The organism is Demequina litoralis, assembly GCF_030418455.1.
Classification (GTDB): Bacteria; Actinomycetota; Actinomycetes; order Actinomycetales; family Demequinaceae; genus Demequina; species Demequina litoralis.
Window position 1 is genome coordinate 19501 of record NZ_JAUHPW010000004.1, and the last position, 13346, is coordinate 32846.

The 13346-nt window shown below is 67.1% G+C and carries 9 protein-coding genes and 3 pseudogenes; 7 read left to right on the top strand and 5 right to left on the bottom strand.

Going from position 1 to position 13346, the window contains the following annotated elements:
* Positions 1–10: 10 nt before the first annotated feature.
* Positions 11–1774 (top strand): DUF4012 domain-containing protein, encoded by a 1764-nt coding sequence (locus QQX09_RS06025; protein WP_301132061.1) that lies wholly within the window; start codon positions 11–13, stop codon positions 1772–1774.
* Here the strand turns inward: QQX09_RS06025 and QQX09_RS06030 are convergent, their stop codons facing one another.
* From QQX09_RS06030 to QQX09_RS06040, 3 genes are all read right to left on the bottom strand, one after another.
* Positions 1775–2782 carry a GDP-L-fucose synthase family protein gene (locus QQX09_RS06030; protein WP_301132069.1) on the bottom strand — a complete coding sequence of 336 codons (1008 nt, stop codon included), beginning with the start codon at positions 2780–2782 and terminating at the stop codon, positions 1775–1777. It abuts the gene before it with no gap.
* Positions 2767–3798: a GDP-mannose 4,6-dehydratase gene (gmd, locus tag QQX09_RS06035; protein WP_301132081.1), complete on the bottom strand. Its 1032-nt coding sequence runs from the start codon at positions 3796–3798 to the stop codon at positions 2767–2769. The genes QQX09_RS06030 and gmd overlap by 16 nt, the downstream gene beginning before the upstream one ends.
* A 95-nt stretch (positions 3799–3893) precedes the next feature.
* Positions 3894–5267, bottom strand: coding sequence for a tyrosine-protein kinase domain-containing protein (locus tag QQX09_RS06040; protein ID WP_301132090.1), 1374 nt, complete (start codon positions 5265–5267; stop codon positions 3894–3896).
* A gap of 128 nt (positions 5268–5395) precedes the next feature.
* On the opposite strand from QQX09_RS06040, the gene QQX09_RS06045 reads away from it, so the two are divergent.
* The 3 genes from QQX09_RS06045 to QQX09_RS06055 are packed head-to-tail and all read left to right on the top strand — an operon-like array spanning position 5396 to position 9247.
* Positions 5396–6880, top strand: a complete 1485-nt coding sequence (locus QQX09_RS06045; RefSeq protein ID WP_301132097.1) for a sugar transferase — start codon at positions 5396–5398, stop codon at positions 6878–6880.
* Positions 6881–6922: 42 nt separating this feature from the next.
* On the top strand, positions 6923–8686 hold the full coding sequence (locus tag QQX09_RS06050) for a DUF4012 domain-containing protein (RefSeq protein WP_301132110.1): 1764 nt from the start codon (positions 6923–6925) through the stop codon (positions 8684–8686).
* A 54-nt stretch (positions 8687–8740) separates the two neighbouring features.
* Positions 8741–9247 (top strand): hypothetical protein, encoded by a 507-nt coding sequence (locus QQX09_RS06055; protein WP_301132122.1) that lies wholly within the window; start codon positions 8741–8743, stop codon positions 9245–9247.
* Between the two features lie 77 nt (positions 9248–9324).
* On the opposite strand, the gene QQX09_RS06060 is transcribed toward QQX09_RS06055, so the two are convergent.
* Positions 9325–9612: a hypothetical protein gene (locus QQX09_RS06060; RefSeq protein ID WP_436969051.1), complete on the bottom strand. Its 288-nt coding sequence runs from the start codon at positions 9610–9612 to the stop codon at positions 9325–9327.
* Here QQX09_RS06060 and QQX09_RS06065 point away from each other — a divergent pair.
* The 3 pseudogenes from QQX09_RS06065 to QQX09_RS06075 form a co-directional block, all read left to right on the top strand.
* Positions 9595–10412: pseudogene (locus QQX09_RS06065) on the top strand (IS3 family transposase); the annotation flags it as partial. The gene QQX09_RS06060 and the pseudogene QQX09_RS06065 overlap by 18 nt on opposite strands.
* A gap of 196 nt (positions 10413–10608) precedes the next feature.
* A pseudogene (locus QQX09_RS06070) lies at positions 10609–11958 on the top strand (IS30 family transposase).
* Positions 11959–11962: 4 nt separating this feature from the next.
* Positions 11963–12235 (top strand): annotated as a pseudogene (locus QQX09_RS06075) (integrase core domain-containing protein); the annotation flags it as partial.
* A 123-nt stretch (positions 12236–12358) separates the two neighbouring features.
* Here the strand turns inward: QQX09_RS06075 and QQX09_RS06080 are convergent.
* Entirely contained in the window at positions 12359–13321 is a 963-nt protein-coding gene (locus tag QQX09_RS06080) for a glycosyltransferase (protein WP_301132131.1), read from the bottom strand.
* Positions 13322–13346 lie beyond the last annotated feature (25 nt).

Below are 13346 nucleotides of genomic sequence, written 5' to 3' on the forward strand. Positions count from 1 at the left end.
GTGAGAGCACATGGCGGACGAGCCGGTGGCCGCGCCACCACGCCGGCGCCGTCGCTGGCCGTGGCTGGTCGCGGGCGGGGTGATGCTCGCGATGGCGGGTCTCATCGCGCTGTTCGCCTTCGACGCGTGGCGGCTGCAGGGTGCGGCCGACGACCTCATCGCGCATGCCGGCGGGGCGCGGGACGCGCTCGAGGCGCGGGACCCGGCGCAGCTGCGAGCCGAGGTGTCCGGAGCGGAGGAGGCCGCGCTCGCCTTCGACGATGCGACGCACGGTCCGCACTGGTGGGTGGCCTCCCAGGTGCCGTGGGTGAAGGATCAGGCGGTGCCGCTCATGACGGCCGGCGCGGCGGTGCGGGCGGTGGCCGAGGACGCGTTGCGGCCGCTCGCGGAGCTCGACGACCTGGACGTGCTGGAGGCGCCGCCCATCGAGGACGGCCGCATCGACCCGTTCGTGCTCGAGGAGGCGCGGCCGGCGCTCGAGCAGGCGTACGCCACGCTGTCCGCGCAGGGCGAGGTGCTCGCGGCCGTGGACCTGTCCGGCACGGACCCCCGGCTGGGTGCCCAGTACGAGCAGCTGGAGGAGCAGCTCGCGACGCTCGCGGACCTGGTGGACGGCGCGCGCGTGACCGCCGAGCTGCTGCCGGGGCTGCTCGGCGGTGAGGGGGAGCGCTCGTACCTGGTGATGGTGCAGAACAACGCGGAGCCCCGCACCACCGGAGGGCTGCCCGGCGCCATCATCGAGCTCGAGGTCGACGACGGGCGCATGACGATGGGTCGTCAGATCGCGGCGCGTCGCCTCATCCCGGACGAGGGGCGGGCAACCATCACCGAGGACGAGGAGCGGATCTTCAGCGAGCGGATGGCGGAGTTCCCCCATGACGCGAATTTCACGCCGGAGTTCCCCCGCACGGCGGAGATCATGTCCGACTTCTGGGAGCTCGAGTACGGGGACCGGCCCGACGGGGTGGTGTCGATCGACCCGGTGGCGCTCGGGTGGATGCTCGAGGGGGCCCCGCCGCTGGAGACCGGGGAGTTCACCATCGAGTCGGACAACCTCGCGGCCACGATGCTCAACCACGCGTATTTCAGGTACGACGACCCGAACGCGCAGGACGCCTTCTTCGCCCGCACGTCGGGTGAGCTGTTCGGCCGCATCGTCTCCGGGGAGGCGGCCACGCTCTCGGGGCTCGAGAGGGCGATCGACGCACGGCGGTTCCTCGTGTGGTCGGCCGATGCGGGGGAGCAGGAGTTGCTCGCGGAGACCCCGATCGCGGGGGCCTTCCTCGAGGACGAGGGCGACCTGGGTGTGTTCCTCAACGACGGGTCGGGGTCGAAGATCGGCTACTACGTCCGCACCCGGGTGGACGTGACCGAGTACGTGTGCACCGATGGCTCGCTGGTGGGCGAGGAGGTCGCGGTCACGCTGTCGCATGAGTTCGACGGGAAGGTGAAGGACCTTCCGGACTACGTCAGCGGAGGCGGCGTCTACGTGCCTGAGGGCGTGTTCGAGGCGAACGTGGTGGTCTACCCGGCGATCGGCACGACGCTGGTGGGGATGCTCGAGGACGGAGTCGAGTCCACGGCCGTGGGCGATGTCCACGACGGCCGGGAGATGTCGCAGAAGAGGGTCTCGCTCGAGCCGGGCGAGAGCGTGACGCTGACGTACCAGATCCGGGCGTCCGAGGACGGGCTGGTACCGCCGGGCGTGATCCTCACGCCCGGCCCGCACGCGGATCAGATCACGCGCGCGGCCGAGCCTGCCGAGGGGTGCTGATCAGCCGCGCAGGTGTGCGGCGTTCTCCAGGTACCAGGCGTGGGTGCGGCGTAGGCCCTCCTCGAGGGAGATCTGCGCGGTCCAGCCGAGCTCCGCGAGGTGCGAGACGTCGAGGAGTTTCTGCGGGGTGCCGTCGGGCTTTGTGGTGTCCCACTCGGTGACGCCCTCGAAGCCGGTGACGCCGGCGATGGTCTCGGCGATCTCCTTGATGGTGACGTCGGTGCCCGTGCCGACATTGACCTGGGTGGGCCCGTCGTAGTTTTCGAGCAGGTGCAGGCACGCGTCGGCCATGTCGTCGGAGTGCAGGAACTCGCGGCGCGGCGACCCGGTGCCCCAGTTGGTGACGGACTCCGCGCCGGACTTGGCGGCCTCGTCGTAGCGGCGGATCAGCGCCGGCAGGACGTGGCTTCCCTTGGGGGAGAAGTTGTCGTTCGGGCCGTAGAGGTTCGTCGGCATCGCCGAGATCCACGCCTTGCCGTACTGGCGGCGAGCGGCCTGGATGTGGAGGATGCCGGCGATCTTCGCGATGGCGTACGCGTCGTTGGTGGGCTCGAGGTGACCGGTGAGGAGGCTGTCCTCGGGGATGGGCTGTGGCGCGAACTTGGGGTAGATGCAGGACGAGCCCAGGAACAGCAGCCGCTCGACGTCGTGCGCGATGGCGGCGTCGATGACATTCGTCTGGATGCGGATGTTGTCGGACAGGAAGTCGACTGGGTACGTGTTGTTCGCGAGGATGCCGCCCACCTTCGCCGCGGCGAGCACCACGTAGCGGGGCTTGGTCTCGGCGAAGAACGCGACGGTCGCGTCGCGGTCCTTGAGGTCGAGCTCGGACGAGGCGCGGCCCACGATGTTGGTGAAGCCCGCGCTTTCCAGGCGGCGCACGATGGCGCTGCCGACGAGGCCGCGATGCCCCGCGACGTAGAACGTCGCGTCACGGTCAAGCGGCGCCGGGTTGAACTCGACGCCGTCGATCGCGACCACCGGGGAGGCGGTCAGGCCGCTCGCCATGACTGGAGGTCGACCACGTCGTGCCAGGGCTTGGCCTCGTAGCCGATGGACTCGAGGTCCGCGTCGACCATGAGACGCGCGAGCGCGCGGCCGTCGACGGTCGCCTTCCATCCGAGCTTCTCCTCGGCCTTGGAGGCGTCGCCGATGAGCGCGTCCACCTCGGTGGGGCGCAGATAGCGCGGGTCGAACCGCACATATTCTTGCCAGTCGAGGTTGACGCGGGCGAAGGACTCCTCGAGGAAGTCGCGGACGGTGATGCCCACGCCTGTCGCCAGCACGAAGTCGTCAGGCTCGTCGGCCTGGAGCATGCGCCACATGCCCTCGACGTACTCGGCGGCGTAGCCCCAGTCGCGGACGGAGTCGAGGTTGCCCAGCCAGAGCTCGTCCTGCAGGCCCGCCTTGATGTGCGCGGCCGCCCGCGTGATCTTGCGGGTGACGAACGTCTCGCCGCGGCGCGGCGACTCGTGGTTGAACAGGATGCCGTTGACGGCGAACATCCCGTACGCCTCGCGGTAGTTCTTGGTGACCCAGTACGAGTAGACCTTGGCGGCGCCGTACGGACTGCGCGGGTAGAAGGGCGTGTTCTCGTCCTGCGGCGGCGGCGACGCGCCGAACATCTCCGAGGACGAGGCTTGGTAGAAGCGGGTGTCGATGCCGGCCATGCGGCACGCCTCGAGCAGGCGGATGGAACCGATGCCGGTGGTGTCGCCGGTGTGCTCGGGCTCGTCGAAGCTCACCCGCACGTGCGACTGCGCCGCGAGGTTGTAGACCTCGTCCGGGTTGATCTCCGCGAGCAGCGACACCAGGCGGGCGCCGTCCGACAGGTCGCCGTAGTGGAGGAAGAGCCTCGCCTCCGGGTCGTGCGGGTCGACGTACAGGTGATCGATGCGCTGCGTGTTGAACGACGAGGACCGGCGGATCAGGCCGTGCACCTCGTACCCCTTGCTCAGCAGCAATTCTGCAAGATATGAGCCGTCCTGGCCGGTGATGCCCGTGATGAAGGCCTTCTTCGGCATGATTCCCCCTCAAGCCTCAGCGTGGGAGCCTGATTGCGCTCCTATTGCGGACTATAGCCAGAATGTCCGAATCGAGGGAAGGGGGCGCGGGGACGCTACTTGCCGGAGCGCTCCTCTTCGTACACGTAGCCGTAGCGGCCGTAGCCGTACGCGTCGGGCCCGCGTGACGGAAGCATCGAGAGCACGAGGCCGGAGACATGGGCGCCGACGGTCTCGAGCGACTGGAGCGCGCTGTCGAGCTGCGGCGCATGGGTCCTACCTGCGGCGACGATGAGGACCGCTCCGCCCACGAGTTTCGCCAGGACCGCGGCGTCCGTGACAGGAAGGAGCGGCGGCGCGTCGTAGAGGACGACGTCGAAGCGGGCATCGAGCTGCTTGATGAGCTCGTCCATGCGGGAGGAGCCGAGCAGCTCGGACGGGTTCGGCGGGATCGAGCCGGACGGCAGGAGGTGGAGCTCGCTGTGGCCCCAACGCTGGATCGCCTGCTCGAGGTCGAGACGCCCGATGAGCACATCGGTGAGCCCGACGGAGGCCTCGATGCCCATGTACTTGGCCATCTTGGGGCGGCGGAGGTCCGCGCCGACCAGCAGCACGCGCGCCCCCGCATCGGCGAGAGTGATGGCGAGGTTGGCAGCCGTCGTGGACTTGCCCTCCGACGGAACCGACGAGGTGATGACGAAGCTGCGGGTCTCTCGCTCTGTATCGAGGAACTGAAGGTTGGTGCGCAGCGTGCGGAAGGACTCGGCGCGGGGGCTGCGGGCGTCCTCGTGGACGATGAGCGGGCGCTGCTTCGCCTTGGGATCGAAGACGATGCCGCCGAGCACGGGAGCATCGGTGAGGCGCTCGAGGTCGCGCTCGCCGCGGATGCGGGTGTCGAGCGTCGCGCGAAGCAGCGCAATGCCGACGCCGAGCGCGAGTCCGAGCAGCAGGCCGAGCGCGGTGTTGAGGGTCTTGTTGGGAGTGATCGGGTACTGGGGGACCTCGGCCTCCTGCACAACCGCGAGGCTCACGGGTGAGCCCTCGGAGGCGTCGGTGGTCTCGATGTCCTCGACCACGCCGATGAGCTGGTTCGCGGCTTCCGTGGCAAGCGAGGCGGCGAACACGGGGTCGGAGTCCGACACCGAGATGTCGATCACCGAGGTGTTGAGCGGCGTCGACGCGGAGATCTTCCCGCGGAGCTGCGCGACGCTCATGTCGAGGTGCAGCGACTCGATCGTGGGCTGGAGGACCGCCGAGGTGGAGATGAGGTCGGCGTAGGTCTTGACGCGCTGCTGGGTGAAGCTGCTACCGACGGCCAGTTCGGAAACGGAAGAGCCGCCTGACGTCGATACGAAGACCTTTGACGAGGCGGAGTAGCTCGGGGTCGACACCATCGAGTAGGCGAAGCCGGCGCTCGTACCGAGGACCGTCAGCAGGAGGATCAGGATCCAGTTCTTGCGAAGAATCCGGAGGTAGTCCTGTAGCTCCACGTGTCTCCCTGGTGTCGAATCCCGCACGCGAGGGCGCACCCCCCACGACGGACCAATCTTGCCACGGCCATCCCCGAACGCTGCACGCCTGCGGTTGCGGCGACTCTCGAGCAGGTACCCTGACCGCCATGAAGGCCATGGGGGGCGAGGCGCTTCGGCGCGCTTCGAAGCAGAGGATGTTCGGCACGCGCGGGTGGGCGCGCAAGTACGAGGCTCGGCTGTTCCTCACGGACGTGGTCGTGGTCGCGCTCGTCATGGTTGGCGCCCACGCGGTCCGCTTCGGGTGGGATCCGTTCGTCGGCGTCACCGGGGACGACTCTCCCGCCTACTGGCAGGTCACCGTGATCGTCGCCGCGCTCTGGGTGCTGCAGCTGGGCTGGACCCGGTCGCGTGAGGCCCTCGTGCTCGGACACGGGCCTCAGGAGTTCCAGCGGGTGCTGCTCGCCTCGTGGCACACCTTCACGATCGTCGCGATCGTCGGCTTCCTGACCCAGTGGCATGTCAGCCGCGGGTATCTGCTCTTCGCCATTCCTCTGGGAACGATCGCGCTGGCGGTCTACCGGGCCGCGTGGCGTGCGTGGATGCACACGCAGCGTGACCGCGGCGAGCTGCTGGCGCAGGTCATCGTCGTGGGACCGATGCTCACCTCGCAACAGTTGATCCGCCGCATTCAGCGCTCGCCCCGAGCCGGCTACTCCGTGATCGGCGCATGCCTGCCGGCCGGTCACCGCTTCGTCGACGAGGACATGCAGGACGTCCCGCTCCTGGGCACTCTCGATGAGGCCGCGGAAGTCGCGAAGCGGGAGGACGCGGAGTACGTGCTGCTGTCTGGTACCGACGCAATGTCGCTGAGGGAGTCACGTCAACTCGGTTGGGAGCTGGAGGGCACCGATATCGGACTGATCGTGGCGCCCGCGATGGTCGACGTGGCCGGCCCTCGGGTGTCGATGAGCCCTGTCGAGGGTCTGCCGCTCCTTCACGTGGACATCCCCCGCTTCGAGGGCGGCAAGTACTACCTCAAGGAGATTGGCGACCGTCTGGCCGCGTTCACCCTCCTCGCGCTGGGCGCGCTTCCCATGCTCGTCGTCGCCGCGCTCATCAAGATCACCAGCCCGGGCCCGGTGTTCTTCCGCCAGGAGCGCATCGGTCGTGACCACGAGCCATTCGCGATGTTGAAGTTCCGCTCCATGTACGTCGATGCGGAAAAGCGGCTCGAGGAGCTGCGCGAGCGCCAGCGCGCCGAGGGCAACGAGGTGCTGTTCAAGATGAAGGATGACCCGCGCGTCACATCGATCGGCCGGCTACTGCGGCGCTTCAGCGTCGATGAGGTGCCGCAGCTCATCAATGTCCTCAAGGGCGACATGTCCATCGTCGGCCCGCGCCCGCCGCTCCGGTCCGAGGTCGACCAGTGGGACGATGCGCGCGTCGCGCGTCGCCAGTTGGTGAAGCCGGGCATCACCGGGCTGTGGCAGGTGAGCGGCCGCAGCGACCTGTCCTGGGACGAGAGCGTCCGCCTCGACCTCTACTACACCGAGAACTGGAGCCTCGCCGGCGACGCCATCATCGTGCTCCGCACGGTCGGCGCGATCCTGTTCGGGCGCGGCGCATACTGACCGTGCGACCGAGCGCGGCACGCTCGATGGCACACTAGCGCGGTGGCCCCCCAACGACACTCGTCCTCGCGCACGCCTCGTCGCCTCTGGCGCTGGCTGGGGGCCGTTTCCGTCGCGGCGTTCGTCATCGCGGCGGCTGCCCTCGCGTGGGACGGCTACCGGTTGCTCCGTGCGAAGGACGAACTTGCCACGCACGCGGCGGCAGCGCAGTCGGCGATCGGCGAGCGCGACGCAACCACGCTCGTCGCCGAGGCGGCCGCACTTGAGTCTGCCGCGCGAACGTTCGCGGCTGCAACCGACGGGCCCCAGTGGTGGCTGGCCGCGCACCTGCCGTGGGTGGGGGATCAAGCGGTTCCACTCCAGCGGGCAGGGGCTGCCGTCGATGAGGTCGCGGAAGGGGCACTGAGTCCTCTCGCCTCTCTGGGTGACCTGTCTGCATTGGAGGCCCCGGAGTTCGTCGACGGTCGCATCGATCCCTACCTGCTCGAGCCCTACCGGGCGACGCTCTCCGACGCAGCGGAAGTACTCGCCGACCAGGTCCATAACCTCGAGACGACGGATCTCGAAGGCACCGTCTCCGCCGTGCGCGATCCGTTCCTCGACCTGGCGGACCAGCTGGCGACCGTCAGCGAACTCGTCAACGGCGCGCACGTCGCGGCCGAGGTGCTCCCGACCATGCTGGGCGGCGAGGACGTGCGGACCTATCTGGTGATGGTGCAGAACAATGCGGAGCCCAGGACGACCGGCGGGATTCCCGGCGCCGTCCTCGAGGTGACAGTTGACGACGGTGTGGTCTCGTTGGAGCGCTACGCGACCGCGAACTCGATGATCGACCGCACAGAGCCCGTCACGCTCACGGAGGACGAGCTACGCATCTTCGGGCGGCGCATGGCGGTCTATCCGCAGAACGTGAACTTCACGCCGGAGTACCCCCGATCCGCACAGCTCATGAGCGAGTTCTGGGCGGCCGAGTATGGCGAGGTTGCTGACGGCATCCTCTCGATCGACCCGGTGGCGCTTGGCTACATGCTTGTAGGCGCTCCCGCAACCGAGGTGGGCCCGTTCTCCATCACCGGTGACAATCTCGCCGAGATCATGCTCCGCGACTCGTACCTGGAATACCCCGAACCTCGCGACCAGGACGCTTTCTTCGTTCGCGCCTCGGCCGAGCTCTTCGGGCGGCTCGTGGGCGGGCAGGCGCGGGCGGTGAGCGGCATCGAGCGTGCGATCGACGAGGCACGATTCATGGCGTGGTCCGCGGATTCCGCGGAGCAGGCGCTGCTGGCCAGCACGGCGGTCGGCGGAGCGTTCCTCGAGGGTGGCTCCGCTCTGGGTGTCTTCGTGAACGACGGCTCTGGCGCCAAGATCGGCTACTACGTCGACGTTCACACCGACGTGGTCGACCATCTGTGCACCGACGGCAGCCTCGCCGGCCAGACCGTGACGGTGACGCTCGCCCACACCTTCGCGGGCGACGTCGACGGGCTGCCGGATTACGTCGCTACGGGTGCGGCGAACTACCCGGACGGCGAGTTCCATGCGAACGTCCGGCTGTTCCCCGCGACCGGAATGGGGGTGACCTCCCTCGAGCGGGACGGCGAGCCCTCGGGGATCAACCCTGAGACGCTCGGCGGGAGATCGATCGCTTCTGCGCGCGTCGCGCTGCTGCCCGGTGAGTCTACGGGCCTCGTCTTCGAGGTCGCGGCCAATGTGTCCGGATTGCGGGAGCTCGACCTCGTCGTCACCCCTGGACCGAAACCTAATGTTTACAGCACCAGGTCCGATGATCTACTCGACGGCTGTTAACATCTTGTGGAATCTTCGGGCGCTGCTGAGGGCGCCTAGTGCTGGGAGGCATCAATGATTGCACGCACGATCGCGACCGTTGCGCTGGCTGGCGCGGCGGTCCTCGTACCGTCCGCGGCCTTCGCCGCCGACACCTACCCCGACGCCGGTGACTCGCTCACCTGCGACGCCTCGCAGGTTGACGTCACCAACACTGTGGGCTGCACGGTCGGCGCGGCTGACGGGTCCAAGGTCGCGCTCCAGGTCACCACTGCGGGCGAGGACGCCTCGATCGCGGGCACCGTGACCTCGGCGGCGAAGACGGTTTCTGGCAACGTCGCGTCGTTCACGATCACAGCGCCGAGCAGCACGGGCACCATGGGCATCACCGCGATCATCGACGGCGAGGCGGTTGACACCGCCTCGATCGAGGTTGTCTCGTCCGCGTCGACGACCACGGGCGACGAGCTCTCGGGTACGGGCTTCGAGAACGTCGGTCTCGCCGCGGGCGCGGGTGTGCTGCTGGTCGCGGGCGCCGCGACCGTGTTCGTGGCGGCGCGACGCCGCGCCGCGGCCAACTAGCTCTTCACGAGAGAGGGGCCGCCGCACCGACAGGTGTGGCGGCCATTTCTTTGCGCTCTGCCGGGCGAACGCCTTGATCAGCCGCGGATGTGTGCGGCGTTGTCGAGGTACCAGGCGTAGGTGCAGCGCAGGCCTTCCTCGAGCGTGATCTGCGCGGTCCAGCCGAGCCCTGCGAGGTGGGAGACGTCGAGGAGCTTTTGCGGGGTGCCGTCGGGCTTGGTGGTGTCCCACTCGGTGGTGCCGTGGAAGCCGGTGACGGTAGCGATGGTCTCGGCGATCGGGTCTGCCCCAGCATCGGTTGACTCTGACCGCCACGGATCTCGGTCCGTGCTGGAAGGATGTTTCCCGTGCCCAAGCCCTATCACGCGGAGTTCCGTCGTGATGTCGTCGCGGTCGCCCGTCAGGGCGGCTCGATCGCGCAGATTGCGAAGGACTTCGGCATCACCGAGTCGTGCCTGCGCAACTGGTTGAAGAAGGCCGACGTCGAGGACGGCGTCCGTCCCGGCGTCGTGGCAGAGGAATCGGCCCAGATGCGTGAGTTGAAGAAGCGCAACCGTCAGCTCGAAGAAGAGGTCGAGATCCTCAGGAGGGCCGCGGCGTACTTCGCCAAGTCGATCTCCCCAAAATGACGTACCCGCTGGTCCTTGACCTTGCCGCCGACGGCGTCCCCGTCGCGGTGACCTGCCGGGTGCTGGGCTCTTCCAAGCAGGCTTTCTACAAGTGGAAGGCCAACCCGCTCACGGCGGCCGACTACGAGCGGCGTTACCTGATCAACGCCGCCCTCGACGTCCATGCCGACGATCCCGAGTTCGGCTACCGGTTCATCGCCGACGAGCTCCAAGCGCTCGGCCTCGAGGTGTCACGCAACACGGTCCACTCGCTGTGCAAGGAAGCGGGCATCATAGCTGCCGTGCACCGTCGCAGGGGCTCGGGCAAGAAGGCCGGTCCGCCCGTCCACGACGACCAAGTCCAGCGCGTCTTCACCGCCGACGCCCCGGACCGCGTGTGGCTGACCGACATCACCGAGCACTGGACCGGCGACGGCAAGCTGTACCTGTGCGCGATCAAGGACGTCTTCTCGAACCGTATCGTGGGCTACTCCATCGATAGCCGGAAGAAGTCCTCGCTGGCGGTCGCGGCGCTCGAGCAGGCCGTCGCCCGGCGCGCCCTCATGGGTGCTGATCTGAGCGATCTGACGTGCCACTCTTAAAGGGGTAGCCAGGGCGGATTCAACTGGTCGTCGCAACACCTCGTGTGGGAGGTGTACGGCAGTGGCAACGAAGCATTGGGATGCGAAGACGAGCGATGTGCCCAAGGATGCTCGCCGACAGTGGCGAGCGGATCGAGCGTTGCGTCCGCCGATGCGCTCGCCCGGGCGGCCCGAGCCCTCGCGAGCGGTCCAGCGGCAGTTCTGGCGACTGATCGCGACGGGCATCACCTCGGCTGAAGCGGCGCTGAAGGTCGGCGTGTCTGTGCCGGTCGGGATGCGCTGGTTTCGCCACGCTGGCGGCATGCCGCCGATCAGTCTGGCCGAGCCCTCGGGCCGGTATTTGTCGTTCGCCGAGCGCGAGGAGATCGCGTTGCTCCACGTGCAGAAGGTCGGGGTGCGTGACATCGCCCGCCGGCTGGGACGCGATCCGTCGACGATCTCGCGCGAACTGCGCCGCAACGCGGCCACGCGTAGCGGCAAGAGCGAGTATCGGGCGCTGGTGGCGCAGTGGAAGGCCCAGCAGGCCGCGAAGCGCCCCAAGAGCGCGAAACTCGTCGTCAACCCGCGCCTGCGCGCGTACGTGCAGGAGCGCTTGTCGGGAAAGGTGCGCCGTCCCGACGGCATGGCCGTGGACGGTTCGACACCACCGCCATGGAAGGGGCTGAACAAGCCCCATCGGGCCGATCGACGGTGGGCGTTGGCGTGGAGCCCTGAGCAGATCTCGCACCGGCTCAAGGTCGACTTCCCCGATGATGAGTCCATGCGCATCAGCCCCGAAGTGATCTACCAGTCGCTGTTCATCGAAGGCCGCGGCGCGCTCAAACGTGAGCTCGTCACGTGCCTGCGCACGGGGCGAGCATTGCGCCAGCCGCGCCAGCGCACCCGGAACAAGGCCGAGGGTCACGTCACCGCCGACGTGGTCTTGTCCGAACGGCCGGCCGAGGCCGCCGACCGTGCCGTACCCGGGCACTGGGAGGGCGACCTGATCATCGGGACGGGTCGCTCGGCGATCGGCACCCTCGTCGAGCGCAAGAGCCGCACCGTCCTGTTGGTCCACCTTCCCCGCATGGACGGCTGGGGCGAGAAGCCGTAGGTGAAGAACGGTCCATCGCTGGGTGGCTACGGCGCGATCGCGATGAATGCCGCCCTATCGGCGTCGCTGACGACGCTGCCCGAGCAGCTGCGCAAGACCCTGACCTGGGATCGCGGGAAGGAACTGTCCGGGCACGCCCAGTTCGCATTCGAGACGGGCACGAAGGTGTACTTCGCGGACCCGCACTCGCCGTGGCAGCGGCCCACGAACGAGAACACCAACGGGGTCCTCCGCCAGTACTTCCCGAAGGGAACCGATCTGTCCCGCTGGTCGGCGGACGAACTTGAGGCAGTCGCCCTGGCGGTCAACAACCGACCTCGGAAGGTCCTCGGCTGGAAGACACCGGCCGAGGTCTTCGAGGAACAACTACAGTCAGTTCAACAACCAGGTGTTGCTTCGACCGGTTGAACTCGCCCAGTTCCGCTCCAGGCGTTTCGTGGTGGCACTTAACGCTCACGGGATCCGCGGCTCGATGGGCCGCGTCGGTTCTGCCGGCGACAACGCCGCGATGGAGTCGTTCTTCTCGCTGCTCCAGAAGAACGTCCTCAACCGCAAACGGTGGGAGTCCCGCGAGGAGTTACGCCTCGCGATCATCACCTGGATCGAGAAGACCCACCACCGACGCCGCCGGCAAGCACGTCTTGGCCGGATGACGCCCATCGGGTTCGAGGCCGTTTACGCTACCCAACGCCTGGCACTCGCGGCCTCACCACCCCGGTCAACCGATCTTGGGGCAGACCCCAGTGTGAGAAATTCCATCCTGGGGGACCTTGACCCCTACCCCCGACCACTCACCGCCGAGTCGCCACTAGAGCCTCATCTGTGAAGAGCCAGTTTGATGCGCTGCTCGACAACCGCCCGAATTTGATGAACGCTTGGAGGGATAATACCTCCCGCAACGCCTGTCGCGCCGGTATTTTCGAATCTGCGGCCAACTCGAAACGAGGTTAGCCGCCCTCCGTACGCCACGTCCACCTCTTGCCGCCAAATATGCCAATCGGTCACGCACGATGCCAACTAATCCACTATCTGAAGTATAAAACGGCGGAAATTGCGGGAGCATAGCGCCAGCGCCGAGCCTCCATCCGACAACCCTGTTTGCCACGTTGCCGCCGTGCACCACCTGCATCCACATAGCCTCGGACGTCTCGACATCAACGACTTGCGCATGTGCGCCAAGTCGCGGATGCTGGTCCATGAAGACTGTCTTTGGAGGAAGCCCGGCGAAGTTCATTTCATACAGTGACACAAAGGGGTTCAAAGGATAATCGCGCCTGTACACCTTCCCATCCGAGACCTGTATTCCGTGTAAGAAATTGACGACGCAGAGCTCTTGGCTATCAAATCGTGCTTGCACCTCGTCGATATAATTCTCAGCGAGGGCGTCATCGCTATCCAGCCGAGTCGTGATCAGAGCATTGCCTTTTGAGTAGTGCGCCACTACCGCCGAACAGACTTCGGGTGTGAATGGCGCGGAAATGTAGTGCACTCTAAGAAAGTCGTTTTGCCCCTCTAGTTCCGCAAGTTCCTTCCGACACCAGTCGGGATTATCTTCATCGAGCAACAGGACCCACGTATAATTCATTGAAGTCTGGCGCTGAAGTGAAGGCAAAGGATACTTGCGCAGCAATTCCATGCGTTCATGAAGCCAACGTTCCCTATCGGCTGGCCCATCAATATCGTCCATTTTCACGCTGAATCGAGTGATCACCAAATGATCGAAAGAATCATCACGGCCAACGTGAACTTCACGGGTGCCGGACTCCACCATTCGTGCCGCCTCTCCATCACTGGCC